Here is a 26,850-nt window from a genome sequence, read left to right as displayed (position 1 = left end):
ACGACCCGAACCCCCCGAGGAATCTGATGTTTCGCAGATCGATGAAGGCCGCCCTGTCCGTGCTCGCCGTCGCCGTCGCGGTGGCCGGGTGCGGCAGTTCCGCGGCGACGGACGCCGCGCAGACCGTCGACCCGAACGCGACATTGCGCTATGCCACCACCTACGGTGCGTCGTCGTTCGACCCGCACAAGACGAGGATCACCAGCGACTCGATCATGCTCAACCTGGTCTACGACCGGTTGGTGCACCGTGATCGGGACGCGAATCCGATTCCCGGGCTGGCCGAATCGTGGGAGTTCGCCGACGACGGCTCCACCCTGACGCTGCGCCTGCGGCAGGACGTGACGTTCTCCGACGGCACCCCGTTCGACGCCTCCGCGGTGGTGGCCAACCTCGAACGGGCGATGCAGCCCGACTCGATCACCGCCGCCATGCTCGCCGGCGTCGCCGCCGTCGAGGCCCCCGACCCGCAGACCGTGGTCCTGCGACTCGACGGCCCGGGCGGGCAACTCGTGCTCACCCTCTCCGATCTGCCCGGAATGATGGTCAACCCCAACGCGTTCGGCACCCCCGACAAGGACGCCGCCCTGGTGCTGACCCCCGCCGGCACCGGACGCTACACCGTCGCGCACGCACAGCCCGGTGCGCAGTACGAGTTCGTCGCCCGGGACGGCTACTGGGATCCGGAGGCGGTGCAGGCCCGCGCCTTCGAGTGGATCGTGATGACCGATCCGCAGACCCGGGTGAGCGCGGTGGCCTCCGGTCAGCTCGACGCCGCGATCGCCACCCCGCTGTCCGTCGACCCGGCCGAACAACAGGGCCTCGAGTCGCACGTGCAGACCACCCTCAACAACTACGTGCTCAACCTCAACCGGACTCGCAGCGAGTTCGGGAACCTCGAAGTGCGGCAGGCACTCGCCCACGCCGTCGACCGGGAGGCCGTCGTCGAGACCGCACTCGAAGGACACGGCGAGGCCGCCAGCCAGAACTTCCCCTCCGGGTACTTCGCGCACAACGCCGCCCTCGACGGCCAGTACGCGTTCGACCCCGAACGCGCGAAGGCCCTGCTCGCACAGGTCGGTGTGCCGAACGGATTCTCGTTCGTCGCCGGCGCGTCGAACCTGCCGGAGAACCAGCTCATCGCGCAGATCATGCAGGAACAGCTGGCGCGGGTGGGGATCACGATGGAGATCCGGTCGATGACGCCGACCGACCTCAATCTCGCATTCAACCGCGGCGAGCTCGACGCCATCCTCACCACCCTGACCGGTCGCGCCGAACCGTCGCTACTGCTGACCTCGTACTACGGGCAGGACTCGCCGCAGAACCCGTCGCACGACGATATCCCCGGCTTCCGGGCGGCGATGGAAGCAGCCAACCGGGCCACCGATCCCGGCGAACGTGCCGCCCTGCTCGGGGATGTGAACGCGGTGGTGATGGATCACGCCGCGATGTTGCCCGTCGCGTTCGCCGACCTGGGTGCGATCACCTCCGGCACCGTCGTCGGCTACGAGCCGAGCCGGGTGCTCGACGAGTGGCGCGGCGTCGGGGTGGCCGCGCCGTAACACCCGTCTCCATCCCACGCCGAGAATCGGAGAACATCATGGCCCGTCGTACGAGACTCGCCCTGGGCGCCGCGCTGGCCGTCGCGCTCCTCGCCGGGTGCGGGTCCGCCGGCACCGCGACGTCGGACGCCGTCGACCCCCAGGCGACGCTGCGGTACGCCACCACCTACGGGGCGTCGTCCTTCGATCCGCACAAGACCCGGGTCGCGCAGGACAACATCATGCTGACCCAGGTGTACGACCGGCTGGTGCACCGCGACCGGGACGCGAACCCGATTCCGGGACTGGCCGAGTCGTGGGAGTTCTCCGACGACGGCCGCACCCTCACCTTCCACCTGCGGGAGGGACTGCAGTTCCAGGACGGCACCCCGCTGGACGCACAGGCGGTCAAGGCCAACCTCGAACGCGCCCAGGAGCCGGACTCGATCACCACGACGATGCTCGCTCCGGTCGAGGCGATCGAGACCCCTGACCCCACCACGGTGGTGCTGCGGTTGACCGGACCCGGCACACAACTCGTCCTGACCCTGTCCGATCTGCCCGGAATGATGGTCAGCCCGAATGCGTTCGGCACGCCGGAGAAGGACGCCGCCCTGGTGCTGCGACCCGTCGGCGCGGGCCGGTACATCGTCGCCGACGCCCAGCCCGGCGCATCGTACGACTTCGTGGCCTGGGACGGCTACTGGGATCCGGAGTCGGTGACCGCCGGACGCTTCGAATGGGAGGTCGTCACCGACCCACAGACCCGCATCAACGCGATGGCGTCGGGCGAACTCGACATCGCGATGGCCACGCCGCTCTCGATCGACCCCGCCGCCGCACAGGGCCTGGACTCGCAGGTGCAGACCAGCCTGAACCACTACGTCCTGCACTTCAACCGCACCCGAAGCGAATTCGGGAATGTCGACGTGCGCCGGGCGCTGAGCACCGCGATCGACCGGCAGGCTCTTGTCGACTCGGCCCTCGAAGGTCACGGCGAGGCGGCCAGCCAGAACTTCCCGCAGGGCTACTTCGCCTACAACCCGGAACTGGCCGACCGCTACGCCTACGAGGAGCGGGCCGCCCGCGAGACGCTCGCGGCCGCCGGCCTGCCCGACGGGTTCACGTTCACCGCCGGGGTGATGAACCTGCCCGAGAACGAGCGGATCGCGCAGATCGTCCAGCAGCAGCTCGACGCGATCGGGGTCACCATGCAGATCCGCCTGCTCAGCCCGGCCGAGATGTCACCGGTCTTCAACCGGGGGGAGCTCGACGCCGTGCTCACCACCTTCTCCGGACGCGCCGATCCGTCGCTGCTGCTGGCCACCTACTTCGCCCCGGATTCGCCGCAGAACCCGTCGCACGACGTCACTCCCGGCTTCGCGGAGGCCCTGGCCGCCGCGAACGCCGAACCGGACCAGCAGACCCGGGGACGGCTCATCGGCGACGTCTCCGCCACGGTCGTGGACCAGGCACTGATGATCCCCCTGGCCTTCGCCGACCTCGGCGCCACCCTCACCGACCGGGTCGTCGGATACCAGCCGTACCGCGCATTGGACGAATGGGGAGGGATCGGCCTCACGGCCGCCGAATGACCGCTGCGGCAGCGCCCCGAGCGACACCTCGAGAGATGTAAAGGACCGGCAGGATGCTTCGATTGATCGGCCAACGGCTGCTCGCGGTGCTACCGCTGCTGCTGATCGCCACCGCCATCACGTTCGGCCTGATATTCCTGATCCCGGGCGATCCCGCCCATCGGATCGCCGGGGAGAGCGCGACACCGCAGCAGATCGAGGCGGTGCGCGTGGATCTCGGCCTCGATCAGCCCGTCGTCGTGCAGTATCTCGACTTCCTCGGCGGTCTGGCGCGAGGTGACCTGGGGACGAGCTTCACCTATCAGGCCCCCGTGCTCGAGATGATCGTCGACCGGCTGCCGGTGACCGTGTCGTTGACCCTCGTGTCGGTGCTGGTCGCGCTGGCAGTGGGTATTCCGGCCGGCATCATCGGCGGCAGCCGCCCCGGCAGCTGGCAGGACCGGACCACCAGCCTCGGGTCCACGCTGGGCGTCGCGACACCGAACTTCGTGCTCGGTCTCATCCTGGTGCTGGTGTTCTCCCTGCAGTTGAAGGCACTCCCCGCGACCGGGTACACACCGCTCGCAAAGGGGCTGTGGCCGTGGCTCAGCCACCTGCTGCTCCCGGCGATCGCGCTGGGACTGGCTGCCGCGGCCGAGATCGCCCGCCAGTTGCGCAGTTCCATGATCGACGTGATGCAGCAGGACTACGTCCGCACCGCCACGGCCAAGGGGCTCGGGCGACGTGCCGTCCTGTGGAAGCACGCCCTCAAGAATGCGTTCATCCCCACCGCGACGGTGCTCGGCATGCAGATCGCCTTCCTGCTCGGCGGCACGGCGGTCATCGAGTCGGTGTTCGGGCTCAAGGGACTCGGGGACTTCGCCGTGCAGGCGGTGCTGTCCGGCGACCTGCCCGCCATCCAGGGCGTGGTGATCTTCGGTGTCTTCGCGACGGTCGTGATGAGCCTGCTCGTCGACATCTCGTACGGCTACCTCAACCCCCGGACCAGGAGCGCCGCATGAGCGAAACCATCACGCCGCCGAAGACCGTCGAGGATGCGTCCCCGGTTGTCGTCGAATCCCCGCGCCGCCGGTTCCTGCGCCGGTTCCGTGGCCGCCGCGCAGCCGTCGCGGCGGCCGTGTTCCTGACGCTGATCACGGTGCTGGGTCTCGCCGCGCCGCTGATCGCGCCGCACGATCCGCTGGTGCAGGAACTGACGGCGCGCCGGCTGCCGCCGCTGAGCGAGGGCTATCTGCTCGGCACGGACAACCTCGGCCGGGACACGCTGTCGCGGTTGCTCTACGGCGCGCGGGTCGCCGTCTCGGCCGCGGCGATCTCGGTGTCGGTGGGGCTGGCGTTCGGCGTGATCCCCGCGCTGACGGCGGGGTTTCTCGGCGGCCGCTGGGACGCGCTGCTGTCCCGGATCGCCGACGCCTTCCTCAGCTTCCCGCCGCTGCTGCTGGCGATGGCGATCGTCGGCGTCATGGGGCCGAATCTCACCAACGCGATGATTGCCATCGGAATCGTCTTCGGGCCCAGGTTCTTCCGCGTGGTGCGCGGCGCGGTGATCGCGGTGCGGGAGAACACCTTCGTCGAGGCGTCCCGCAGCATCGGCACCCCGACCGCGTGGATCGTGCGCAAGCACATTCTTCCGCACACCCTGTCCCCGCTGATCGTGCAGGTCAGTCTCGCCTGCGGCTTCGCCATGCTCGCCGAATCCTCGCTGAGTTTCCTCGGCCTCGGGGTCCAGCCGCCCGACCCGAGTTGGGGGCGGATGCTCGCCGAGGGACGCGAGGCCTGGAACTACACCGCCTGGCCCGTCCTGATTCCCGCCGTCGCCATCGTCCTTGCCGTGCTGGCCTGCAACACCCTCGGTGACGGCATCCGCGATTCGGTGGGCCGCGAGAACCGGAGCGAACGATGATCGAACCACTGCTGAGTGTCCACGGCCTCGGCGTCGAGTTCGCCACCGCGTCCGGCTGGACGCCGGTCCTGCAGGACGTGTCCTTCGACGTCGCGGCCGGCGAACTGGTCGGGCTGGTCGGGGAGTCGGGCTCCGGCAAGTCCGTCACGTGTTCCTCGGTGCTGCGGCTGCTGCCGCCCCGGCAGTCCCGAACGGTCGCCGGCAGCATCCGGTTCCAGGGACGGGACCTGCTGACCATGCCTGCTCGCGAACTGGAGTCCGTGCGCGGAAACGACATCGCCATGATCTTTCAGGAGCCGATGACCAGCCTGAACCCGGTGTTCACGGTCGGTGACCAGATCACCGAGGTGGTGCGCCGGCACCGCCGCATGAGCCGGAAGGACGCCACGGCCCGGGCCGTGGAGGTACTCGACCTCGTCGGAATCCCGAATGCCGCACGCCGGGTCCGGCAGTATCCGCACGAGTTCTCCGGGGGCATGAGGCAGCGGGTGATGATCGCGATGGCCCTGGCGTGCGAGCCGAAACTGCTCGTCGCCGACGAACCCACCACCGCGCTCGACGTCACCATCCAGGCACAGGTGCTCGATCTGATCCGCGAGATGGCCGGACGATTCGGCATGGGGGTGCTGTTCGTGACCCACGACCTCGGCGTGGTCGCCGACCTGTGCACGGAGGTGGTGGTGATGTATGCGGGACAGGTGATCGAACGGGCCCGCACCGAGGCGCTCTACGCGGCGCCCCGGCATCCGTACACCGAGGGCCTGCTGCGATCGGTGCCCGACATCGGCGGCCGGACGGACCTGCACACCATCCCCGGCTCACCACCGCCGCCCGGCTCGATCCCCGTCGGCTGCCGGTTCGCACCGCGCTGCGCGCACCGGGCCGACGAGTGCGCGGTCGACGTGCCGCTGCGGCCGGTCGGCGACGACCGCGTATCGCGCTGCGCGCGGGTGACCGATCTGATCCTGGAGGGAACCTCATGACTGTGGACGTCGTCGAATCGGCCGCGAGCGCACCGCTGCTCAGCGTGCGGGGCCTGCGGGTCGAGTTCCCCGTCCGGGGCCGGATGTCGCGTAAGAAGCGGACGATCCGCGCGGTGGACGGGGTCGGCTTCGACATCCGGCCCGGCGAGACCTTCGCCCTGGTCGGGGAATCCGGATCCGGAAAATCCACCACCGCCCGCGGCATCCTGCGGCTGGTCGACGTCGCCGCCGGCTCGGTGGTCCTCGACGGCGTCGACCTCACCACGCTGAACCGGTCGGAACTGCGGGGTGCGCGGCGCAACATGCAGATGGTGTTCCAGGACCCGTACTCCTCGCTGGATCCGTCGCGCACGGTCGGGGACGCCATCGCCGAACCGCTCGAGGTGCACACCGACCTGGACGCCGAGGCTCGGCGTCGGAAGGTGCGCCGCCTGCTCGAACAGGTGGGGTTGCGGCCTGAGCACGCCGAGCGCTACCCCTACGAGTTCTCCGGCGGCCAGCGTCAGCGCATCGCCATCGCCCGGGCCATCGCGGTGGAGCCGAGGCTGGTGATCGCCGACGAGGCGGTGAGTGCCCTCGACGTGTCCACCCAGAACCAGGTCATCGCGCTGCTCGAGGAGCTGTCCGCCGAGCTGGGCATCGCATATCTGTTCATCGCCCACGACCTGGCCGTGGTCCGGCACATCGCCCACACCACGGCGGTGATGTACCTGGGCCGGATCGTGGAGTGGGGGCCGTCGGAACGGCTGTTCACCGAGCCCGCGCATCCGTACACGCAGGCGCTGCTGTCCGCGGTGCCCGTCCCGGACCCCGTGCGGCAACGCACCCGCGTACGGATCCGGCTCGACGGCGAGCTGCCCGACCCGGCGAATCCCCCGGCCGGATGTGCGTTCAGCTCCCGCTGCCCGCAGGTGATGCCGGTGTGCCGGGAACGCCGACCGGAGACCACCGAGGTGCCCGGCGGCGGGCAGGTGGCCTGCCACCTCGCGTGACGCGTTCGGCGGTGCGACGATCACGCGGCCGGCGAACCCCGGAACTCTCTTCCTCCACCTCGATCCAGCCGGTTCAGTGGAACGTGCCGACGTGCTCTGCCTGGTGCAGCGCCCAGGCGGCGTTGACCAGTCCGATGTGGCTGAACGCCTGGGGGAAATTGCCCAGCTGTTCCCCGGTGGCGGAGTCGATCTCCTCGGCGAGCAATCCCACGTCGTTGACGTAGCCCACCGCGCGTTCGAAGACCTCGGCACCTTCGTCGGTGCGACCGGCCAGGGCGAGGGCCTGGGCGAGCCAGAAGGTGCACAGCAGGAAGGTTCCCTCCTGGCCCTCGAGGCCGTCCACCCCCGCCGCGGTGTGGTAGCGGTGAACCAGGCCGCGGGCGTCGGTGAGCCGCTCGCGGACGGCATCGATCGTGGACAGCACCCGCGGGTCGTCCGGGGGAAGGAAACCTACGATCGGCAGCAGCAAGGCGGTGGCGTCGAGGTTCGATGCGCCGAAGGACTGCGTGAACGAACCGAGGGCCTCGTTCCACCCCTGCGTGAGCACCGCATCTCGGATCTCCTGGGCGGCGGCCGTCCATGCCTCGACATGGCCGTCGGCGTGGAGCCAGTCGGCCAGGGCGACAGCACGGTCGAGGGCCACCCAGCACATGACCTTGGAGTGCACGAAGTGCCGCGGCTCGCCGCGGACCTCCCAGATGCCGTTGTCGGGTTGGCGCCAGCGTGCCGCGGCGGCGTCGGCGAGGCCCACCAGGAAGTTTCGAGTCGGACTGTCGAGCGAGCCGACCTGGTCACGGAGCTGGGCGGCGGCGTCGAGCAATTCGCCGTAGGTGTCGAGCTGGGGCTGGGTCCAGGCACCGTTCCCCACCCGGACGGGCTTGCTGCCACGCCAGCCGGAGAGGTGCGGAAGGGTCCGCTCCGACAGGTCGTGCTCCCCGCCGATGCCGAACATTATCTGGAGGGGGCGGTTGGTGTAGGAGCAGGCAGCGGCAGTGGCCATGAAATCGAAGAACTCGTGTGCCTCGTCCGGACAGGCAGCGACCCACAAGGCCTGCATGGTCATGCTGGCGTCGCGCACCCAGGAGTAGCGATAGTCCCAGTTGCGCGCACCGCCGACCTGCTCGGGAAGCGAGGTGGTGACTGCCGCCACGATCGCGCCGGTGGGCTGGTAGCTCAAGGCCTGCAGCACCCGTCCCGAGTGGTGGACCAGGTCGCGCGCGCGGCCCTGGTAGGCCTGGTGCTGCGCCGACCAGTCCTGCCAGCCGGTCGTCGTGTCGTCGACCGCTGCCCTGACGGCGGCTCCGGGACGCACCGGCGGAACGGGTGCGCCGAGTGCCGCGTGCTGCAGCGCGAAGTACGCGCTCTCCCCGGCGTGCAGGTCGAACTGGGCCCGGGCTGCGCCGCCGCCGACCTCGAGGGGCACCGTGCTCGACAGGGTCAACCGGCTCGCCCCACCGGCGGCCGTGATCCCGCCGTCGACGGCGGTCAGTACCGGCGCGACGAGACCGTACTCCGGACGAGGCCGGAACAGCAGCTCCGCGCTGACGCTGCCGCGGGTGCAGGTGACGGTCCGGGCCAGCATGTGCGGCGCATGCTCCCCCAGGCGATGGGGGTCCTGCGCATCCCCGAGGATCAGGGCATCGCGCAGCTCGAGGATCCCCCCGCCGGTGTGGAAGAGCGTGCGAAGAACCATGCTGCCCTCGACGTACTCGCGCCGAACCCGGAATTCGCCGGCCGGCCGGATCGACCAGTGCCCGGCGTTGTCGTCGAGGATCGCGGCGAAGATCGAGGGGCTGTCGAAGCGGGGCATACACAGCCAGTCGATCGAACCGTCGGACGACACCAGTGCGGCCGAGTGCCGATCCGAGAGCAGTGCGTAGTCGCCGATGGGCAGCGAACTCATGCCGGTGCCGGCCCGGTCGTCGCCGTCGGTGCGTCGCGGGTCTCCCGGTCGGCGGGGTCATTGGCTGCGAGGGCGGTGTCCACCACGATCTCCGAGTGCAGGGTCCGGTGCACCGGACAGCGGTCGGCGATGTCGAGCAGACGCTGCCGCTGTTGCTCGTCGAGAACACCGGCGAGGTGGATCACGCGTTCGATCTTGTCGAGCCGCCCGGTCCGGGTCTCGCAGTCCTCGCAGTCCGCGGCGTGGATCCGGCTGTGACGCAGGGAAACCGTCACGTTCTCCAGGGGCCATTGCTTGCGGTCGGCGTACATGCGCAGCGTCATCGATGTGCAGGCGCCGAGGGAGGCGAGCAGCAGGTCGTACGGCGAAGGCCCGGTGTCGTCGCCCACCGGTGTGGGCTCATCGGCGGTGATCAGGTGCCGGCCGAGGGTGATGCGCTGCCCGAACCGGGTGGCTCCGTTCCCGGTGACCTCGACGACGCCTTCGGCCGAGGCCGGCGCGGTGGGCGCCTGGGCCGCAGTGTTCTCGTCGAGGTACCTGCTCGCCCATGTCGCCAGCAGCGAGGCGGCGAACCGGGCGTCGGACTGCCGGGAGAGCAGGTGGTCGGCGCCGTCGAGGGAGAGGAAGGACTTGGGGTGGCGGGCGGCCGCGAAGATCTGTCGGGCGTTGTCGATGCCGACCGTGTCGTCGGTGGGGGAGTGCATCACCAGCAGTGCGGTACCGGGTCGGTGGATCCGCTCGGTCCCGGCCGTGGCACCGATCGTGATCACGGCTCGCGTCTCGGGCACGTGCTCGCTCGCCGCGAGGACGGCCGTGCCGCCGCGGGAGTGGCCGATCAGGATGCTGGGAGCGGCATGGTGGGTGCGCAGGAAATCCGCCGCACGCACGAGGTCGGCGACATCGGGACCGGAGGTGGTGCCGGCACAGTCCCCGCCGGACCCACCGCGACCGGCGAAGTCGAAGCGCAGGACGGCGATGTCGTGCTCGGTGAGGACCTCCGAGATCCGCGCCGCCGCCGGTACGTCCTCGCTGGAGGGGAAGCAGTGCGCGAACAGTGCGAACGCGCGCGGCGTGCCCTCCGGCAGGTCCAGCCGGCCCGCCAGTTCCGTAGCGCCGGAGCCGGCGAAGTGGAGTCTCTCGCTGTGCATGCTGCCGCTCCCTTTCACCCTCTCGCCCGAGGCTATCTCGTCCTCGGGAAACCCGGTGAGAACCGCGGAAGATCCGCACCCGCAGGGGTGATCACGGCGTCTCGCCCGGTGCGCCGGGCCGCGGATCAGTACAGCGGGCCGCCGCCGAACGCGGCCCGATGCGAATCCGGTTGATTGCCTTCGACGTCGACGACCCCGTAGTCGAGGGCGGTCTCGGCGGTGATCAGGGTGCGCCCGCTGCGCTCGTTCACCTTCGGATCGTTCGCCAGCGCGACGATCACACGGCCGACGAACTCCGGGGTCTCGGCGTTGGCGAGGGAGAAGCCCTCGAAGTTGTCGATGCCGCGGGCGAGCATCGCCTCGTTCTTCACCAGTCCCGGCCACAGCGACAGGGCGGTGACGCCGGTGCCGGCGAGATCGACGGCCATGTCGGCGGCCATCTTGTCGAGGCCGGCCTTCGAGATGCCGTACAGCACCGAGTGCAGGTAGCCGCGGGTGCCGAACGACGAGATGTTGACGATCATCCCGCTGCCGCGCGGCACCATCAGCTGCGCGGCGTCGACGGAGGCCACGTAGTGGGCGCGCAGTCCGACGCCGACGAGACTGTCCCAATCGCTGATCGGGCGTTTCCAGAACGGCTCGGAGAAGCCCGCGAACCCGGGCGGGCTCGCCCACACGTTGTTCACCAGCAGGTCCAGCCGGCCGCCCTGCTCGTCGGCGATGCGCCGGAACAGTGCCCGGATCTGCTCGTCGTCGGTGTGGTCGCACTGCACCGCGATGCCGAGCCCGCCGCGTTCGGTGACAGTCGCGGCGGTCCGGTCCAGGGGGCTGTCGGTGCCGACCGGGCCCCGCGCGGTGACGTAGACGGTCCAGCCGTCGGAGCCGAGGGCGCATGCGATGCCCTTGCCGACGCTGCGGCTCGCGCCGGTGACGAGGGCGACCCTGCGTTCGGTCATGTCAGAACACCACTTTCACGTCGTCGGTCAGGGCCCGTTCGATGGACCAGTGGACGCGCACGTGGCACCGGGCGATCTTCCACCTGCCGTCTTCGATCGCATAGTCGTCGTCGTAGTCGAGTGCGCTCACCCGCTCCGTGCGGGCACGCAGGTCGACCTGCCGGAACCGCAGCGTCCAGGCGCCGATGGCGGTGCCGTCGCCGGTGAGTTCGATGCTGGGGTGCATGCCGTGGTGCATGTCGAGCACGATGTACCGGTCGTCGACGCGTTCGAGGGCGATGCGGGCGTAAACGTCGACGAGAGCGTCGGCGTCGTCGAAGCTGCCGAGGGCGGGGCCGTAATAGATGTCGGCGCCCGTCGCGACGAAACAGTCGCGCATGGCCTTCGGGTCCTTGGCGTCGCACGCGCGGAAATACCGGTGCTTGAGCATCCGGATCTCCTCGAGCGCTTCGAGGCGGGCCAGTCGCTCTTCGACGGTCATGGCGTCGTCCTTCCGTCCTGCGGATACAGCGGCGAGCGGACCGTAGCGCCGGGGGGGGGGGGGGGGGCTCCTCTCGGCATCGGTCGTCCCGGTGATCGGACCGTGGCGTCATCCTGTCATAGAACTTGTTGCAGAAATATCGACGCAACACCTTCCGTGGCGGTACACACGTGTGCAGAATGCTCGGCATGCCGATGCGCACCGCCCGACTGCTCACCGCGGCCCTGACGATGCTGCTCATGCCCCTCGTCGCAGGTCCCGTCGCGGCCGCCGATCCGACAGGGTCCGTGTCAGGCACGGGCGACGCCGGGTTCTACCTCCCGCCCGACCCGCTGCCCGACGGTGCGGCCGGCGACGTCCTGCGCGCCGAACCGGCCGTCGCGCCGGCGCTCGACGCCACCGCCACCCGCGTGATGTACCGCAGCGAGAACGCCACGGGCGGCCCGACCGCCGTCACCGGCACGGTGTTCGTGCCGTCGCAACCCTGGGCCGGTGACGGCCCGCGCCCGACGATCGTCCTCGGCCCGGGCACGCAGGGCATGGGCGATCAGTGCGCGCCGTCGAAGTTGACCCATCACGCCCAGGAGTACGAATACCTGCACATCGTGCCGCTGCTGGCGCGGGGCTACGCCGTCGCGATGACCGACTACGAGGGCCTCGGCACACCCGGTGTGCATCCCTACCTGAACCGCGTCTCGCAGGGGCACGCCATGCTCGACATGGCCCGTGCCGCCCTGCGGCTGACCGACCGCGGCATCGACGAGGGCACCCGCATCGGCTTCTGGGGCTACTCACAGGGCGGCATGTCGTCGGCGGCGGCCGCGGAGCTGGCGGACACCTACGCTCCCGAGCTGCCCGTCGTCGCCGCGGTCGCGGGTTCACCGCCGGCGTCGCTCGCCGATCTCGCCGTCGCCGGCGACGGCTCGCTGCTCTCCGGCGGAATCGGCTGGGTGGTCAACGGATTCGCCGCCGCCTATCCGCAGGTGCGGGAGGAACTGCTGAGTGTGTTCAATCCCGCCGGACGCGACATTCTCGCGCGCGCCGAGACCTACTGCGTCTACGACGCGCCGCGCATGAATCCGTTCTTCCCCACCACCTGGTACACGGTCGACGGCCGGCCCATCGCCGACCACCTGACCGTCGAACCGTGGGCTTCGCTGGTGCGCGAGCAGGAGCTCGGCAACATCGCCCCCACGATCCCGACGTTCGTCGCGCAGAGCGCGACGGACGACTTCGTCCAGGTGAGCGGCGTCGACACGATGGTCGGGAAATGGTGCGCGGGAGGCACATCCGTCACCTATCGCCGCTACGCCATTCCACCGGTGCTGCCCGGGACCGGCGCGGGTCACGGGATCGGCCTGCTTCCGGCCGCCGTGGAAGGCCTGGATTGGATGGACCGGCGGTTCGCGGGAGCGCCCGACGAGGGCACCTGCGCGGGCTGAGGACGGTCCACCGGCCGCGGTGGCATGATGCGGTCGACGACCGCGACACCGGGAGGACCTCGTGATCGACGAATCGGGGATGACGCACCTGCGGCGGTGCGTGGAACTGGCGCGCGAGGCGCTGGACGCCGGCGACGAACCGTTCGGCTCGGTGCTGGTGTCGGCCGACGGCACGCGCCTCGCCGAGGACCGCAACCGCGTCGCGGGCGGGGACCGAACCAGGCACCCCGAGTTCGAACTGGCCCGCTGGGCCGCCGCGCACATGAGCGAGGCCGAGCGCGCCGCCGCGACGGTGTACACGTCCGGCGAGCACTGCCCGATGTGCGCGGCCGCGCACGGATGGGTGGGGCTGGGCCGCGTCGTGTACGTGGCGTCGTCGGCGCAACTCGTCGGCTGGCTGGAGGAGATGGGTGTGCCGCCGGCGCCCGTCCGGGCCCTGCCGATCCAGGAGGTCGCGCCCGGGGTGACCGTGGAGGGGCCGGTGCCGGAACTCGTCGACGAGGTGCGTGCCCTGCATCGTCGGTGCTACGGGCACGCGGCGTGACTGTTCCGTGACACGCCCGGTCACGGCCGGGTGACAGTCGATCGATGTTGATCACGGGTTGTGTTCGACTGCGGCGCTTTGCAGTTCCTGTACCCGTACCTGGGTCGACCATTGAACCGGTCGGGCTGGTCAACGGTCGAAAGGAGCGCCCATGAAGGGCTCGAAGCTCGGACGCGCAGCGGTCGCCCTCGCGGCGCCGCTCGCATTGATGACGGGCCTCGCGCCCACGGCATCGGCAGTGGATCCGTACCCGTACGGCAGCTGGAGCGTGAGCGTGCGGGAGCACACGGTCACGGTCAAGTTCATCTACTACCGCGCCCCCGAGGCGGACTACCCGCACTACTGCAACGCGGTGATCAACGGAATCCCCGACGTGCGAGTGGCCGAGATCTACTACGCCGACTACGAGACCGTGAAGTTCGACAACGTGCCCGACGGCGACTACACGGTCGACGCGGACTGCCAGGACGACGACCACGTGTACCGGAGCGTCGGTTCGATCGACGTCTCGATCCCCGGCCCGGCGCAGACACGGTTCGTCGGCAGCCACCACTTCTCCTTCGGCTGAGTCCTGACCGCTCACCGTTGCCGTCCTCAGAGGATCGGGCCCGCACTCGCGGACGCCGAGCGCTGGTGGACACAGCGGGAGGCACGTCCCTACCATGCCGTTATGGCGGGGGCAGGGGCGCTGATCGGACGCACCGAAGAATTGCGTCTGCTCGAGGAGGCGCTCAACGGCACCGACGGCTACCGCGGATGTGTGATCGCCGGCCAGGCTGGGGTGGGCAAGAGCCGACTGGCGCACGAGTTGGTGCTCCGCTCATCGTCGGCCGCCATCTCCGTGCGGTCGGCGGTGGGGACGGCATCGGCGCGGACGGTGCCGCTGGGGGCATTGGCCGGATGGTGTGACCACCCCACCTCCAACCCCCTTCAGCTGATCGACCAGCTCGTACAGTCGTCCACTTCCGAAAGCCCCGACGAGGTGTTGTCGATCGACGATGCGCATCTGCTCGACGAACTGTCGGCATTCGTGATCCACCATGTGGCGTTGCGAGGGACTGCCCGGCTGATCGTCACGGTACGGTCCGGGGAGCCGGCACCTGATGCCGTCACCGCCCTGTGGAAGGACGGCATGCTGCTGCGGCTCGATCTTCAGCCCTTGTCGCGATCCGAGTCCGACGCACTGCTCGCCAGTGTGCTCGGCAGTCCTGTAGACGAGAAGTCGGCGTCGAAGATATGGGATCTGACGCGCGGCAATGCCTTGTACCTGCGGCATCTCGTCTCACAGGAGGTAACCAGCGGCCGACTTCGAGAATGTCACGGATTGTGGTTCTGGCAGGAGGAATTCACCGTTTCCGACAGTATTGCGGACCTGCTCGGCGAACAGATCCGCCGCCTCCCGGAGGCGGTGCGCACGGTTCTGGACTTGGTTGCGGTGGCGGAACCGTTGCCCGTCGCGGTGCTGTCGGAGCTGTCCGACCTCGATGCGGTGGAAGAGGCGGAGAACCGCGGGCTGATCCGAATAGACGCAGCAAGTCGGCCGAGAGCTGCGCGAATGGCTCATCCGCTGTACGGAGAGGTGCGTCGAGCACGTGCCGGGGACACGCGACTGCGGCGCCTGCGAGGGCGTGTCGTGTCGGCGCTCGCGGCTCTCCCCCCGTCCGGACCCGAGGACGTCGTACGGCGGGCGGTCCTGCACGCTGACTCGGACCTGCCGATCGACCCCGACCTGTTCCTGCGCGCCGCTCGGGGCGCGATGGCGCTGCTGGATCTGTCCCTCTGCGAGAGGCTGGCACATGCGAGTTCCCTCGCCGGAGGCGGGGCCGAAGCCGACCTCTGTCGTGCTCACGCCCTCCTGCTGCTGAACCGGGGAACCGAGGCCGAGGATGTGCTCGCCGCCATGCCGCTCGAAAGCCTGACGGACGATCGGTTCGCGCGTCTGCTGACGCTCCGGGCCACGAACATGCTGTGGATCCTGGCGCGGCCGGAGGAGTCGAAACGGATCGTCGACAACGCGCTCGGCGACGCCCCGCCGACCGTGGCGGAGTCGTTGCGCGCCGTTCGAGCCGTACAGAGAGCTGTCGCGGGTGATCCCCTGCCCGCACTCGAACTCGGCCGGGATGTCGACACGACACGGGTGCCCGCGTCGGCGGCGATGTGCGCGATCTGGGGAACTGTCATCGCGGCAGGGGATGTGGGCGAGTCGAACCTGGTCTCGGAGACCGCATCGAAGGGCTACAGACTGGCGGAATCCTGGCAGGAAGCCTCGTACCAGCGTGTCGGCCTCGTCGAGTTCCATGTCGGTGCCTTGCTCCTCGCCGGCGAGGTGGCTGAAGCCGAAGCCGTTGCCGCTCGCACCTACCGCGAGTGTATCCGGCTCCCCGGTGTGACGAGCGCGGTGGGAACGGCGATCGCGGGCATGGCTGCCCTAGGGCAAGGGCGACTGGCACTCGCCCTCGAACGCCTCGATCGGGCCTTTGCCGAGTTCACGTCGCTCGACTACCCGGTCCTGATGTATCGGTACGGCATACTTCTCGCTCAGGCACTGGCGATGGCAGGTCGCGGTACTGCGGCGACGGCGCTGCTGTCCAGCGTCGACCAGAACCGGCACCCGGCCTTCGACTTCGTCGACTCGGAGCGGTTGCTCGCCCACGCCTGGGGCCATGCGGCGCTGGGGGCAGTCAGCACAGCGGCGGCGGTCGCGCTCCGGGCCGCGGAGTTCGCCGCCGAGCATCGGCAACATGCCCGGGAAGTGATGTGCCTACAGGTCGCAGTTCACCTGGGGGACGCGACGGGAAGAAGGCGGCTGGCGCATCTTGCGGAGAGCACGAGAAGTCGTCGCGCGTGCATCGCGGCCGCATTCGCCTCCGCTGCGTCCGACCACGACGGAAAGGCGTTATCCGAGGTTGCAACGCAATTCGAGGAAATGGGGGATACGGCTGCAGCGGCTGATGCCGCTGCGCGCGCCGCTCTCGCGTTCGCTCGCGCGAATCTGCGCGGGTCGTCGTTGACACTGGGCGCCCGCGCGCAACGCCTTGCCCGGGAATGCGGAGGGCTGACCACCCCCGCCCTCCGCGAGACGGCGGACCGCGACCTTCCCCTGACGCCCCGTGAGCGCGAGATCATTTCGATGGTGATGCGGGGACTGACGAACCGTCAGATTGCCGAAGCGCTGACGATGTCGGTACGAACGGTCGAAGGCCATCTGTATAGGGCACAGAAGAAGACCGGAACCCGCAACCGGCACGAGCTCGCGGCTCTGCTGCGCGAGCAATGCCGTTGACGCACAACCGAAACGGGAGACCGATGTCATCGATTGGGGTGGGTGCCCAGGAGTTCTCCGAGCTCGTCCCGGCTGCAGACCCCGGTTCTCCGGCAGGCGCGGTACAGATGACCTTCCACGGTGCGCACGGAAACCCCCAGTCGCTCGGCGATTTCCCGATTGGACAAGCCCCGTTGCACGAGCTCCACGATCTCTCGCTGGCGTCCGGTCAACGGAACCGGCTCCAGATAGGCCCGCAACGCGGGGGTGCTCGCTCCCTCGCACGCGTCAGCCAATCGTCGTGCGACGGCACACGCAGTCAGCGCGGGCCCGCGGCGGCCGGCCCGCCGGAAGTTCGCGGCGGCGTGGGCCGCGGCGTCCGCAGCCGCGACGAGATCTCCGAAGACCTCGTACGCACGGGACGCTTCGAGCAGTGCGTCGCCGTCCCGTCCGGCCAGCGCGGTCGCGTGGGCAGCGGCGGCAGCCACCCGTGGACCCGAGACGACGGTCGACAACTGCCGTAGCCGACGCGCCGTCGTCGCGTCGCCGAACTGGGTGGCGATTTGCAGACATTGCACTTCGCGGGCGGGTCGGCCCTGGTCTGCGGCCACGTCGGCCGCTCTGCGCACGGTGGTGATCGCCTCGCTGAGCGCGCCGGCCGCGGCCCTCACCCATCCCTCGGCGGCGGCGATATCCGGGTCCCACATCGCGAAGCCGGGCCCGATGCGGACATCGACTCCGGCGAGAATGCGTTCGGCCTCACTGGGCTTGCCGGACATCGACAGCGTGGCAACGAGCAGCGTGGCGGAGAGAAGGCCGGGCGTGGTGTTGTCGGCGGATCCGGTGGATTGCGCAACGGCCTCCCGGAGATGGCGTTGAGCCGTCGCGAGACGGCCGTGCGCGGCCTCGCACATCCCGAGCATGAAGTTGACGCCGACCGCGTGAGGCATGTCGAGGCCATGTTCGTACAGGCGGTGGGTGACGGTGTCGGCGTCGGCGAGCCGTCCTGCCAGCAGATACGCGGTCAGCTCCAGCAAACCGAGTCCGAAGCGCAGGTGCGCGGCCTCGAACGAGCCCTCGGCGAGGGCGTAGCCGGTCGCCGCGACGTCAGAAACGGCATCGACGTCGCCTACGTCGCCGAGACCGATGACGAGGCTCCAGATCGCCATCATCGTCTCGTAGTCGTCGATCCCGCCGTCGTGAAGAGCATCGCGTGCGAGGTTGACGGCGGTGCGGCAGTGCCCGCCCGCCGCGGCGGCGGCCGAGCGCAGTGCCCGGTGTGCGCTGCGCCGGTCGAGGCTCGCGGCCAGCTCCCCGGTGGCAGTCAGAATTTCTTCGGCCTTGCACGGTGCTCGCTCGACCCAGGTCGAGTTGCCCGCTCGGATGAGTGCGATTCGCAATCGAAGCGCACCGTCGGGGACCGTGCTCGCCAGTTCGGAGAGGAGATGATCGGCCTCCTGCCCCCGCTCGAGCAATCCGAGAGTGAAGGCGCGCGTCAGGTGGGCCGCGGCACCACCTCCCGCGGCTACGGCTGCGCGGGCGAACTGGTCGGAAAGGTGCGCGTCGAGCAGTTGCATCGCTGCCGATGCCGCCTCGAGGAGGGTTGCCGCTGTGGCCTGACAGTCGGAGTTCATGGTCAGGAGGGTCCGCCGCACGGTCGTCCGGGGATCGGTGTCGCCGGTGGCGGTGAGCGCGGCGGCGACGCGACCGCGGATGGTCCGAAGCCGGAGGGTGCCGGCTTCGGCACGGCGGACCTCTCCGATCAGCGGGTGAGCCAGCCGTACGGTCGGTGCGCGGCTGTCGGTCTCCACCACAACGAGCCTGCTCGCTTCGGCTGCGTCGAGTGCGGCGGGATCGACCACTGTTCGCAACACCGCGAGGTCGAGGGGTTCGCAGGTGGACAGAACGTCGAGCACCTCGCAGACCGACGCCGACTGCCGGCCGATGCTCGCTTCCACCAGACCGAGAAGGGTCGGTGACAGGCCCGACGGACCTGGCCACAGCCAGACGCCCGACGACTGCGTCAGCCGACCGCTTGCATTTCGTCTTCCAGAAGGTGGCGCAGATAGAGCACATTCCCCTGCGTGCAGGCCCAGAGTCGCTCGGCGCTGGACGCCTCCATCGGAGCTTCGAGCACCGTCTCGACGAGCGTGCGTGTGTCGTCCCGGGACAACGGACGCAGGTCGAGTCTGCGCAGCGGTCCATTCTTGCAGCACCGGACGAGCGCATCCGGCCAGCGTTCGCCGGCGCGGATGGTCAGAACCACTGTCGCCAGTCCGTGGAGCACAAGCCGGTGGACAACAAATGCCGACATGTCGTCGAGCAGGTGTGCATCGTCGACACCGACGACCAGATGCGGCCGGTCGGGTCCACCGACCAGCCCGGTGAGAACGTCATGAACTCGCATGAGCGGGTCAGCACCGAAGTCGGTGACGACGTCGGTGAACGCACCCAGCGGGACGCTTCGGGACGACTCCGTTCCTGCCGTCCAGTAGGTACGGCATCGGCGGGTGCGCGCCTGCTCCAGGGCCTCGCGCGCGAGCCGGGTCTTGCCGACGCCAGGTGCTCCGGCGATGACGATGCCGGCGCAGGAGCTGTCCCCGGCGATCACTGTGCGGACGATTCGCAGTTCGTCCCCCCGGCCGGTCAGCGGCCACGCGCTGATCACATGCGAATTCTAGGTCACCACAGCAGCGGTGCTCCACCGTCGGGCCACACCTGCAGGGCATCTGGTTCGGCCTCGGCGATGCGCGCGGATCCCTCCGGCGCGTCCGGGTCCACGTACCCGGCGAGCGGTTCGTCACCGGCAGCCCCTGCCCGCATCCGCAGCGCTGCCGCGTACGGCTTCGGCAGCTCCTTCGACATCGCGTCCCAGGTCTCGAAGCTCTCGTTCATGCATCGAGGGTTGCGCCGCGGCACGGGGACGGCACGCGTAGGGAGGTACTCCATTCGGATCCGTCCCGGCCGGACCGGTACGTCCGCCTCGTGCCCCATGCGTACCCCGGCTCGGCGCGAGGGTCGGACTGGGGTAGCGCACTACTCGCGTCCCCCGGCGGCGGGCGTCCGATGCTGAGTATGCGGTCCGGAGATTCGGCCCCGCCCGGGGGCGGTCACCACTGCGTCACACTACTGCTCGGTCCTGCCGGACCACCCGAACGACAAGGACAGCCATGTCATGCAACAGCATCCGCGGCCCAGTGGCACCGCGGCAGCCGGGCCGAACGCCCGCGCCGTGCACATCGTCACGGGAGCCACCGACCGTCCGGGGAACGTGGCTGCTGGGCTCCACGAGGGAGCTGCTTCGCGATCCCCTCGAACTCGGTCTGCGCGGGTACGCCGAGGGAGGCGACGTCGTACGCTACGCCGTCGGGCTGCCGGGCCGGCGCCGCGAGTTCTTCACGGTCAACCACCCGGACGGGGTGGGGGAACTGCTGAACGCTCCGAACCACCTCAACTACCGGAAGGACTCGGAGTTCTACCGCGCGATGCGCGACCTGTACGGGAACGGCCTGGTCACGAGTCAGGACGAGACATGGTTGCGTCAGCGTCGATTCATCCAGCCCCTGTTCACCCCGCAGAGCGTGGACGGCCACGTGACGACGATGGTCGACGGAGCCGAGCGTGTGGCCATCCGGTGGCACAACTGTCCGAGTCGCCTCGTCGACCTCGGTGCGGAGATGACGGCGCTGACGCTCGGTGTCGCCGCTCGCATCCTGTTCGGCGTGCAGGCGCCCCAGATGCTGCCGGTGCTGCGCACAACGTTGCCCGTCCTCGGACGTGCCGTCCTGCAGCGGGGTGTGTCCGCGGTTCGGTTTCCCTCTGCGTGGCCGACGCCCGGGAATCGGAGAATCGCGCGCGCGGAATCCCGTCTCGACGGGCTGTGTGACGCGATTATCGAGCGCCGCCGCGCCGCCGCTGAGCCGGGGGTCGACCTGATCGGGCGCCTGGTGGCGGCCCAGGAATGCGGTGACGCGTTGTCCACCGCTGAGATTCGCGATCAGGTCAAGGTGTTTCTGCTGGCCGGACACGACACGACGGCCACCATGTTGACGTTCGCACTCCACCTGCTCGGCAAGAACGCGGGTGTGCAGAATCGAGCTCGGGACGAAGCCGAACAGGTGCTGGTCGGCGGAACACCGACGGCCGCCGATGCCCACGCGCTGACGTATACGACGATGGTGCTCAAGGAGGCCGCGCGGATGTACCCACCCTCGCCGTACCTGACGCGGCGGGCCGTCGAGGAGAGGGAGGTGTGCGGGTATCGGATCCCTGCCGGTGCGGACGTCAACCTGGCGCCGTGGGTGGTGCACCATCGTGCCGATCTGTGGCCGGAGCCGTTCCGGTTCGACCCGGAGCGTTTCACCCCGGACAGCGAGAGGGAGCGTCACAAGTATGCGTGGTTCCCATGCGGTCACGGCCCCCGTGGCTGTATCGGTCAGCGCTTCGCGATGCTGGAGGCGGCGGTAGCCCTGGCGATCCTGGTGCGTGAGTTCGAGTTCTGTTCCCTTTCGGACTCGGTGGCGCTCACCACCGATCTGCTGCTGCACCCGGCCGGTGAGGTGCCGTGCCGCGTCCGCCGGCGCGTACCGGTGCGCCCGGCGAACCGTCACACGGACCAGTGGCCGTGAGAGGACTGTGGAAACGGGCACAGACGGTTGATTCCCCGAGGTAGTGGCGCCTACCCGCCCCATCACGGATTCGTGCGTGTTTCCGGAGGTTGCGCGGTGCACGCCGTGGGCAGATTCCGAAGGTGCGAGCGAATCCGTGCGTCCTTGACATGCGCCGGGCCACACCCCAAACTGACAACGTGCGTAGTCAAAGCGAGCTCGTCCCGCTCGGCCCCGACAGCCTGACGTGGAAGTACTTCGGCGGCTGGCGCGGAATGTTGTTCGGCCCCTGGGCCGGATCGATGCAGAACATGCACCCGGGCCTCGGCGCGGCCGTGGAGGAGCACTCGCAGTTCTTCGACGAGCGCTGGGAACGCCTGTACCGGTCGCTGTACCCCATCTACGGCGTCGTCTTCGACGGCCCGCGCGCCCCGGAAACCGCCGCCCAGGTGCGTGGCTACCACGACACGATCAAGGGGATCGACAAGAAGGGCCGGCGCTACCACGCCCTCGACCCCGACACGTTCTACTGGGCGCACGCGACGTTCTTCTACAGTCTCGTGGTCTCGATCGAGTGGTTCGACGGCCCGCTGTCCGTTGCGGACAAGCACAGGCTGTTCGACGAGCACGTCCGGTGGTACCGGCTCTACGGGGTGTCGATGCGACCCGTCCCCGGCAGCTGGGAGGACTTCCTCGCCTACTGGGACCGCATGTGCCGGGAGGTGCTCGAGGACAACAAGGCGACCCGCGACGTGCTGGACCTGTCGCACCTCGACCGGCCGCCGTTCCTGCGGTGGGTGCCCGCGAGCGTGTGGACGGTGCTGCGGCCGCCGATGACGCGCGGGTTCGTCTGGCTCACGATCGGGCTGTACGACCCACCGGTGCGCGAACTCATGGGCTACACCTTCTCCCCACGCGAACAGCGGCTGCATCGGCTCGTCGGCCGCTCGATCGGATTGGGGGAGAAGCTGATTCCGCGTCGTTATCGCTACCACCCGCGGGCCCGGGCAGGCTGGGACCGCGCATCGGGCCGTATCCCGGCGGACGCGCCCGTCGTGCACACGCCCGATCGCAACCTGCCGCCGGCGCATCTGCTGGACAGTCCGATGCACTACACGGGGGCACACGAGAATGTGAGCGGCGGCACGCGCTGAACCGTCGCGGGCGGTGGCGTCATGGCTGGACCGCTCGCAGGGGTGCCGGAATCCGGTCAGGGGCGCAGTGGGACCTTGGTGGCGCGCCGCTTGTCCATGGCTGCGTAGGCTTCGGCGACCTGCGCGAGGGGCGGGGTGAGGTCGAAGACCTTGCCGGGCTCGATGCGTCCGTTCCAGACCCGGTCGAGCAGGTCGGGGAGGTAGGCCCCGCACCGGGGCGGATCCGCCGGGCAGCCCGACGTTCTTCTCGAGACGGAATCACGGACTCGATAGAAGGTCTTGTTCTTGAGCATTGCGTAGAGGATGTCGCAACGTCGCCGGGCCAGGCAGATCAGGGCGACGTTGTGCTTCTTACCTTCGGCGTGTTTGCGGTCGTAGTAGGCACGGCTGGTCGGGTCGTGCAACGCCGCGAACGCGGACAGGAACAGCGCTCGTTCGAGCTTGCGGTTGCCCGACCGCGCCGGGTGTTCGCCGCGGATCGAGGAGCCGGACCGGTGGGTGACCGGGGCGATGCCGGCGTAGGCGGCCGGATGGGCCGCGGAAGTGAACGCCGAACCGTCGCCGACCTCGAGCAGGATGCGAGCTGCAGTCCTGACACCGGTGCCGGGCATCGACATCAGGACTGGGGAAAGAGGGTGGTCGTCGAGCATCCTTTCGACGTCTTCGGCGATGTTCTTGCGCTGTTGCAAAATCGCTTTCGGCGAGTCTGCGCGTTTCGGCAGGACGATCTCGGTGGCGTTGCTGCCTGGCACCGTCACGGTTTGGGCAGCGAGGGCGGCGAGGGACGTGGTGGGGCAGGTGAGCACGCCGCGGACGGTGATCGGTGCGGTGGCCACCTCGTACACCGCCTGCGCCGTCGCTGCCAGGCCGGCACCGGGTGGTGCCGGTATCGGGCAGGTCCACGCGCCTCGCCGCGGCGCCACCGACCTCGAGCCAACTTCTTTCCCCAACGCGACGGCGGCGCCCGACCGACCGTGCGAGGCAAAGACTTGTTCCTGAACGTGCTCGCGATCAGTTGGGTGCGGGAGGCCGCCTTGACCGATGAGACGTCCGGCGGCGCGCTCGAAGACATCATGCGGGCGGGTTGGGCCACGTGACCTCACGGTCAGCGGTCTCGACACGCCTTGTCACGTCGGTCGAGAAGCTTTCGGGTTGCGACCGACAACGCTGCCCGCGGTTCTGGGGGCGGTCTAGAGCCTCGACCGCGCCTGCGGTCCCCTCGCGTGCGGGGCGCGGCGAGATGGTGAGTGATGTGCAGGCCCCCAGCGCAACGCATACCCGCGTAAATGCAGAGCTGGACGTCCGTAGCCTCAAGTGTCATGTACGGCGCAACTCCTCCCGCGCAATGGAGTTGAGGGTGCAGTTTCCGGTGGGTGGGGATGGTGTGGTCGTGCCGACGTTGGCGGTGTGGGCCCGGTGTCCGAGGTTGTCGGGGCGGTGAGGATCGGTGCCGCTACGTCACCGCGGTGCTCGTCGCCGGCCGCCGGCGGGGGTGCGTGGTCGGGGACGGGGCGCTGGTTATGAGCGCACGTGCATGCGTTCTCCTTGGGGGCCGAAGATTGCGAGCACTTCGCAGGGGGTGGGTCCGGGGTTGCCGATCCAGTGCGGTGTGCGGGTGTCGAATTCGACCACTTCTCCGGGTTCGAGCACCAGGTCGCGGCTGCCCAGGATCAGGCGCAGCCGGCCGTTGAGTACGTAGAGCCACTCGTAGCCTTCGTGGGTTTGCAGCGTCGGGTGGGCGACGTCGTCGATGGTGGGCAGCACCATTTTGAAGGACTGCAGGCCCCCGGGGCGGCGGGTCAAGGAGAGGAAGGTCCGGCCGTGCCGGGTCACCGGCTTGGACCGGATTCTGGGGTCGCCGGTGTCCGGGGCGTCGACGAGTTCGTCCAGTGCGACCCGGTGGGCGCGGGCGAGGGGGAGCAGCAGCTCGAGGGTGGGCTTGCGCTGTCCGGATTCCAGTCGGGAGAGGGTGCTGAGCGAGATGCCGGTCTCCTCCGCCAGGTCGCTCAGGGTGGCTTCCCGTTCGAGTCGAAGCTGTCGCAGTCTCGGGCCCACGTTCTTCAAGACGTCCTGGTCTTCCATGTCGCTCAGTGTGCCGGAGTTTTGCCATTACGGCAAGGATGTTTGCCATATCTTGGGAGGGGTCTGCACCCTGGAGGCATGACGGAGAACGAGAGTTTCGATGTGGTGGTGGTCGGCGGCGGCGCTGCCGGTTTGAGTGGTGCGGTGGTGCTGGGGCGGTCCGGTCGCCGGGTGCTGGTGCTCGACGCGGGTGAGCCTCGCAATGCTCCGGCCGAGCACGTCCACAACTATCTCGGCCGGGAAGGGGTGCCCCCGCTCGACCTGCTGGCCGACGGCCGGGCCGAGGTGGCGGCGTACGGGGTGGAGCTGGCGAGCGACCGCGTGACGGCCGTGACCCGCACCGAGCACGGTTTCGCCGTGGCCACCGGCAGCGGACGCGAGGTCACCGCCCGGCGGGTGCTGGTCACCACCGGGGTGGTGGACGAACTGCCCGATGTCCCCGGCCTCGCCGAACGCTGGGGCCGCGACGTGCTGCACTGCCCCTACTGCCACGGCTGGGAGGTGCGCGGTCGAGCGATTGCGGTACTGGCGACCAGCCCCGTCGCCGGACACCAGGGTCTGCTCTGGCGCCAGCTCACCGGCGACGTCGTCCTCGTCGTCGCCGACGGGGTCGAGCTGCCGGCCGCCGACGTGGAGCGGATGGCCGCGATCGGCGTGCGCATCGAGCACGGCACTGCGCGGGAGGTCGTCACCGACGGCGACCGGCTGATCGGGGTGCGCCTGGCCGACGGCTCGCTGCTCGAGCGCGAGGCGATCGTGGTGGCCTCCCGGCCGCAGGTACGCCTCGACTTCCTGACCTCCCTCGGCCTGGAGCCGCAGCACGTCGAGTGGGGCGGGGCGCCGGTGGGGTCGGTGATCGCGGTCGACCCGGTGGGGGCGACCGCGGTGCCGGGCCTGTACGCGGCCGGCAACGCCACCGACATCGGCATGACCCTGATCGGCGCGGCCGCTCACGGCACCCGGGTGGGAGCGTTCGTCAACGCCGACCTGGCCGCCGAGGACGCCGACCGCGCGGTCGCCGAGCGCCGGGCCGAGCTGTTCGAGCAGCCCGCCTGGGAGGATCGCTACTCCGGGGAGCGGGTCTGGAGCGGACGCGTCAACCCCCAACTCGAGGCCGAGGTCTCGTCCCTGACACCCGGACGGGCCCTGGACGTGGGCTGTGGTGAGGGCGCCGACACGGTCTGGCTGGCCGGCCGCGGCTGGTCGGTCACGGCCCTGGACTTCGCGGTCGCCGCCCTGGAGAAGACGGCCGCGCACGCAGCCGAGGCCGGCGTCGGTGACCGTGTCACCACGGTTGCCGCCGACGTCCGCAGCTGGCAGCCCGGCCAGCAGCGATGGGATCTGGTGTCCTCGCAGTTCCTGCATCTTCCCGACGGCGGGATGGTCGAGCTGACCCGGCGCCTCGGCTCCGCGGTCGCCCCCGGTGGCACCTTGCTGGTGGTCGGTCACCACCCCGACGACCTGGCGACCGGGCTGCGCCACGGTCACCACTGGTTCCTCTTCACCCCCGAGTCGCTGATTCCGGCGCTCGAGGACGGTCAGTGGGAGGTCGAGCTCTGCGAGGTCCGGTCCCGGACCACGGCACACCCGCACTCCGGGGAGCAGGTCACCGTCCGCGACTCGGTGCTGCGGGCGCGACGACGCGGCTGAGCCGGAACGGTCGTGACGAGACAGGCCATCGACCGTGCGGTCGACACCCGCGCCGGCGCACCGACGGCCGCCGTTGCCGAGCCCGTGGCACCGCGCGACGGTGCCGCTCGTGTCGCGGCGGACCTCGCCCACTTCGACGAGGTGACCCCACCGCCGGTACCTCCGGCCGGCGGTGCGACCCGCACAGCAGACCATCGCGCAACTGCTGGCGTTCCTCGACAGCGCCGACCTCGCTCCGGTCGTCAAGGCGGCCGCCCAACTCGAGATCACCCACCCGGAGTGGACCTTCGCGGTCTTGGCCGATCAGACCGGGGCCAAGGCGACGAGCACAGCCTCGCACCGGTACAAGAAGGCCAGGACATCGCTCTCGCCGCCGGATTCAGCATCCCGCCGCTGCCCGACCTGGGCGAAACCCTCGCCGGCAAGGGCGTCGTCGATGTGGACGCGATACCGTTCCGGGCGTGCGCGGAGCTGGTGGTGCGCTGACGGCCGGCACAAGAATCCCTATGCCGCCTCGGTGTCCGTCCACGACGACTACCGGCGGATGCGGCTACTGGTGACCGACGACGGCAAGGCCGGCGCCGCCCTGCACGGCGACGAGATC

Annotated in this window: 23 protein-coding genes and 1 pseudogene; 15 read left to right on the top strand and 9 right to left on the bottom strand. The window is 69.7% G+C overall.

The window, feature by feature from the left end; all coding sequences use genetic code 11:
* The first annotated feature begins 41 nt into the window (after positions 1 to 41).
* The 6 genes from HFP48_RS22060 to HFP48_RS22035 are packed head-to-tail and all read left to right on the top strand — an operon-like array spanning position 42 to position 7,017.
* Positions 42 to 1,565, top strand: coding sequence for an ABC transporter substrate-binding protein (locus tag HFP48_RS22060; protein ID WP_168580631.1), 1,524 nt, complete (start codon positions 42 to 44; stop codon positions 1,563 to 1,565).
* A 38-nt stretch (positions 1,566 to 1,603) separates the two neighbouring features.
* Positions 1,604 to 3,139: an ABC transporter substrate-binding protein gene (locus HFP48_RS22055; RefSeq protein WP_006945902.1), complete on the top strand. Its 1,536-nt coding sequence runs from the start codon at positions 1,604 to 1,606 to the stop codon at positions 3,137 to 3,139.
* A gap of 53 nt (positions 3,140 to 3,192) precedes the next feature.
* Positions 3,193 to 4,140: an ABC transporter permease gene (locus HFP48_RS22050; RefSeq protein ID WP_006945898.1), complete on the top strand. Its 948-nt coding sequence runs from the start codon at positions 3,193 to 3,195 to the stop codon at positions 4,138 to 4,140.
* Entirely contained in the window at positions 4,137 to 5,042 is a 906-nt protein-coding gene (locus tag HFP48_RS22045) for an ABC transporter permease (RefSeq protein WP_006945896.1), read from the top strand. Before HFP48_RS22050 ends, HFP48_RS22045 begins: the two co-directional genes overlap by 4 nt.
* Positions 5,039 to 6,025 carry an ABC transporter ATP-binding protein gene (locus tag HFP48_RS22040; RefSeq protein ID WP_006945892.1) on the top strand — a complete coding sequence of 329 codons (987 nt, stop codon included), beginning with the start codon at positions 5,039 to 5,041 and terminating at the stop codon, positions 6,023 to 6,025. The genes HFP48_RS22045 and HFP48_RS22040 overlap by 4 nt, the downstream gene beginning before the upstream one ends.
* Complete coding sequence (locus tag HFP48_RS22035) at positions 6,022 to 7,017, top strand: oligopeptide/dipeptide ABC transporter ATP-binding protein (protein WP_180987082.1); 996 nt, start codon at positions 6,022 to 6,024, stop codon at positions 7,015 to 7,017. The genes HFP48_RS22040 and HFP48_RS22035 overlap by 4 nt, the downstream gene beginning before the upstream one ends.
* 73 nt (positions 7,018 to 7,090) lie before the next feature.
* On the opposite strand, the gene HFP48_RS22030 is transcribed toward HFP48_RS22035, so the two are convergent.
* From HFP48_RS22030 to HFP48_RS22015, 4 genes are all read right to left on the bottom strand, one after another.
* Complete coding sequence (locus HFP48_RS22030; protein ID WP_102800458.1) at positions 7,091 to 8,920, bottom strand: glycoside hydrolase family 15 protein; 1,830 nt, start codon at positions 8,918 to 8,920, stop codon at positions 7,091 to 7,093.
* On the bottom strand, positions 8,917 to 10,068 hold the full coding sequence (locus HFP48_RS22025) for a bifunctional alpha/beta hydrolase/OsmC family protein (protein WP_168580048.1): 1,152 nt from the start codon (positions 10,066 to 10,068) through the stop codon (positions 8,917 to 8,919). The genes HFP48_RS22030 and HFP48_RS22025 overlap by 4 nt, the downstream gene beginning before the upstream one ends.
* A 125-nt stretch (positions 10,069 to 10,193) precedes the next feature.
* Entirely contained in the window at positions 10,194 to 11,024 is an 831-nt protein-coding gene (locus HFP48_RS22020; RefSeq protein WP_006945887.1) for an SDR family NAD(P)-dependent oxidoreductase, read from the bottom strand.
* Between the two features lies 1 nt (position 11,025).
* Positions 11,026 to 11,505: a nuclear transport factor 2 family protein gene (locus HFP48_RS22015; protein WP_050035819.1), complete on the bottom strand. Its 480-nt coding sequence runs from the start codon at positions 11,503 to 11,505 to the stop codon at positions 11,026 to 11,028.
* 188 nt (positions 11,506 to 11,693) lie between these two features.
* On the opposite strand from HFP48_RS22015, the gene HFP48_RS22010 reads away from it, so the two are divergent.
* From HFP48_RS22010 to HFP48_RS32130, 4 genes are all read left to right on the top strand, one after another.
* Positions 11,694 to 12,947: a lipase family protein gene (locus tag HFP48_RS22010; RefSeq protein WP_246872456.1), complete on the top strand. Its 1,254-nt coding sequence runs from the start codon at positions 11,694 to 11,696 to the stop codon at positions 12,945 to 12,947.
* 61 nt (positions 12,948 to 13,008) lie between these two features.
* Positions 13,009 to 13,491 carry a nucleoside deaminase gene (locus HFP48_RS22005; RefSeq protein ID WP_168580047.1) on the top strand — a complete coding sequence of 161 codons (483 nt, stop codon included), beginning with the start codon at positions 13,009 to 13,011 and terminating at the stop codon, positions 13,489 to 13,491.
* A gap of 151 nt (positions 13,492 to 13,642) precedes the next feature.
* Positions 13,643 to 14,059: a hypothetical protein gene (locus HFP48_RS22000; RefSeq protein WP_072636062.1), complete on the top strand. Its 417-nt coding sequence runs from the start codon at positions 13,643 to 13,645 to the stop codon at positions 14,057 to 14,059.
* A 102-nt stretch (positions 14,060 to 14,161) separates the two neighbouring features.
* The gene (locus HFP48_RS32130) at positions 14,162 to 16,774 is read left to right on the top strand and encodes a LuxR family transcriptional regulator (RefSeq protein ID WP_043798428.1); all 2,613 of its coding nucleotides are present in this window, start codon (positions 14,162 to 14,164) and stop codon (positions 16,772 to 16,774) included.
* A 26-nt stretch (positions 16,775 to 16,800) separates the two neighbouring features.
* On the opposite strand, the gene HFP48_RS21990 is transcribed toward HFP48_RS32130, so the two are convergent.
* Positions 16,801 to 18,228 carry a helix-turn-helix transcriptional regulator gene (locus HFP48_RS21990; protein WP_168580046.1) on the bottom strand — a complete coding sequence of 476 codons (1,428 nt, stop codon included), beginning with the start codon at positions 18,226 to 18,228 and terminating at the stop codon, positions 16,801 to 16,803.
* Here HFP48_RS21990 and HFP48_RS21985 point away from each other — a divergent pair.
* Positions 18,199 to 18,732 (top strand): hypothetical protein, encoded by a 534-nt coding sequence (locus tag HFP48_RS21985; protein ID WP_168580045.1) that lies wholly within the window; start codon positions 18,199 to 18,201, stop codon positions 18,730 to 18,732. The two genes, HFP48_RS21990 and HFP48_RS21985, sit on opposite strands and share 30 nt — an antisense overlap.
* 44 nt (positions 18,733 to 18,776) lie before the next feature.
* Here the strand turns inward: HFP48_RS21985 and HFP48_RS21980 are convergent, their stop codons facing one another.
* Both HFP48_RS21980 and HFP48_RS21975 read right to left on the bottom strand, forming a co-directional pair.
* Positions 18,777 to 19,421: an AAA family ATPase gene (locus tag HFP48_RS21980; protein WP_168580044.1), complete on the bottom strand. Its 645-nt coding sequence runs from the start codon at positions 19,419 to 19,421 to the stop codon at positions 18,777 to 18,779.
* 14 nt (positions 19,422 to 19,435) lie between these two features.
* Positions 19,436 to 19,648, bottom strand: coding sequence for a hypothetical protein (locus HFP48_RS21975; RefSeq protein WP_043798425.1), 213 nt, complete (start codon positions 19,646 to 19,648; stop codon positions 19,436 to 19,438).
* A 275-nt stretch (positions 19,649 to 19,923) separates the two neighbouring features.
* Here HFP48_RS21975 and HFP48_RS21970 point away from each other — a divergent pair, with 275 nt between their 5' ends.
* Positions 19,924 to 21,381, top strand: coding sequence for a cytochrome P450 (locus HFP48_RS21970; RefSeq protein ID WP_168580043.1), 1,458 nt, complete (start codon positions 19,924 to 19,926; stop codon positions 21,379 to 21,381).
* Between the two features lie 179 nt (positions 21,382 to 21,560).
* Positions 21,561 to 22,514 (top strand): oxygenase MpaB family protein, encoded by a 954-nt coding sequence (locus HFP48_RS21965; RefSeq protein WP_282597436.1) that lies wholly within the window; start codon positions 21,561 to 21,563, stop codon positions 22,512 to 22,514.
* A 278-nt stretch (positions 22,515 to 22,792) separates the two neighbouring features.
* Here the strand turns inward: HFP48_RS21965 and HFP48_RS21955 are convergent.
* Both HFP48_RS21955 and HFP48_RS21950 read right to left on the bottom strand, forming a co-directional pair.
* Positions 22,793 to 23,296: pseudogene (locus HFP48_RS21955) on the bottom strand (transposase); the annotation flags it as partial.
* A gap of 736 nt (positions 23,297 to 24,032) precedes the next feature.
* Positions 24,033 to 24,596, bottom strand: a complete 564-nt coding sequence (locus tag HFP48_RS21950; RefSeq protein WP_050035811.1) for an XRE family transcriptional regulator — start codon at positions 24,594 to 24,596, stop codon at positions 24,033 to 24,035.
* Between the two features lie 78 nt (positions 24,597 to 24,674).
* On the opposite strand from HFP48_RS21950, the gene HFP48_RS21945 reads away from it, so the two are divergent.
* Both HFP48_RS21945 and HFP48_RS21940 read left to right on the top strand, forming a co-directional pair.
* Positions 24,675 to 26,246 (top strand): bifunctional NAD(P)/FAD-dependent oxidoreductase/class I SAM-dependent methyltransferase, encoded by a 1,572-nt coding sequence (locus tag HFP48_RS21945; RefSeq protein ID WP_006941777.1) that lies wholly within the window; start codon positions 24,675 to 24,677, stop codon positions 26,244 to 26,246.
* Positions 26,247 to 26,525: 279 nt separating this feature from the next.
* Positions 26,526 to 26,732, top strand: a complete 207-nt coding sequence (locus HFP48_RS21940) for a hypothetical protein (protein ID WP_029545710.1) — start codon at positions 26,526 to 26,528, stop codon at positions 26,730 to 26,732.
* Positions 26,733 to 26,850: the final 118 nt, after the last annotated feature.

Source organism: Rhodococcus sp. DMU1, from assembly GCF_012272955.1.
GTDB classification, from domain to species: Bacteria; Actinomycetota; Actinomycetes; order Mycobacteriales; family Mycobacteriaceae; genus Rhodococcus; species Rhodococcus aetherivorans.
This window is presented reverse-complemented; position numbering and strand designations above follow the sequence as displayed.

Coding starts and splice junctions, on each gene's coding strand:
- HFP48_RS22060 (WP_168580631.1), top strand. CDS start 42: ATGAAGGCCGCCCTGTCCGTGCTCGCCGTCGCCGTCGCGGTGGCCGGG.
- HFP48_RS22055 (WP_006945902.1), top strand. CDS start 1,604: ATGGCCCGTCGTACGAGACTCGCCCTGGGCGCCGCGCTGGCCGTCGCG.
- HFP48_RS22050 (WP_006945898.1), top strand. CDS start 3,193: ATGCTTCGATTGATCGGCCAACGGCTGCTCGCGGTGCTACCGCTGCTG.
- HFP48_RS22045 (WP_006945896.1), top strand. CDS start 4,137: ATGAGCGAAACCATCACGCCGCCGAAGACCGTCGAGGATGCGTCCCCG.
- HFP48_RS22040 (WP_006945892.1), top strand. CDS start 5,039: ATGATCGAACCACTGCTGAGTGTCCACGGCCTCGGCGTCGAGTTCGCC.
- HFP48_RS22035 (WP_180987082.1), top strand. CDS start 6,022: ATGACTGTGGACGTCGTCGAATCGGCCGCGAGCGCACCGCTGCTCAGC.
- HFP48_RS22030 (WP_102800458.1), bottom strand. CDS start 8,920: ATGAGTTCGCTGCCCATCGGCGACTACGCACTGCTCTCGGATCGGCAC.
- HFP48_RS22025 (WP_168580048.1), bottom strand. CDS start 10,068: ATGCACAGCGAGAGACTCCACTTCGCCGGCTCCGGCGCTACGGAACTG.
- HFP48_RS22020 (WP_006945887.1), bottom strand. CDS start 11,024: ATGACCGAACGCAGGGTCGCCCTCGTCACCGGCGCGAGCCGCAGCGTC.
- HFP48_RS22015 (WP_050035819.1), bottom strand. CDS start 11,505: ATGACCGTCGAAGAGCGACTGGCCCGCCTCGAAGCGCTCGAGGAGATC.
- HFP48_RS22010 (WP_246872456.1), top strand. CDS start 11,694: ATGCCGATGCGCACCGCCCGACTGCTCACCGCGGCCCTGACGATGCTG.
- HFP48_RS22000 (WP_072636062.1), top strand. CDS start 13,643: ATGAAGGGCTCGAAGCTCGGACGCGCAGCGGTCGCCCTCGCGGCGCCG.
- HFP48_RS32130 (WP_043798428.1), top strand. CDS start 14,162: ATGGCGGGGGCAGGGGCGCTGATCGGACGCACCGAAGAATTGCGTCTG.
- HFP48_RS21985 (WP_168580045.1), top strand. CDS start 18,199: ATGATCGGCCTCCTGCCCCCGCTCGAGCAATCCGAGAGTGAAGGCGCG.
- HFP48_RS21975 (WP_043798425.1), bottom strand. CDS start 19,648: ATGAACGAGAGCTTCGAGACCTGGGACGCGATGTCGAAGGAGCTGCCG.
- HFP48_RS21970 (WP_168580043.1), top strand. CDS start 19,924: ATGTCATGCAACAGCATCCGCGGCCCAGTGGCACCGCGGCAGCCGGGC.
- HFP48_RS21950 (WP_050035811.1), bottom strand. CDS start 24,596: ATGGAAGACCAGGACGTCTTGAAGAACGTGGGCCCGAGACTGCGACAG.
- HFP48_RS21945 (WP_006941777.1), top strand. CDS start 24,675: ATGACGGAGAACGAGAGTTTCGATGTGGTGGTGGTCGGCGGCGGCGCT.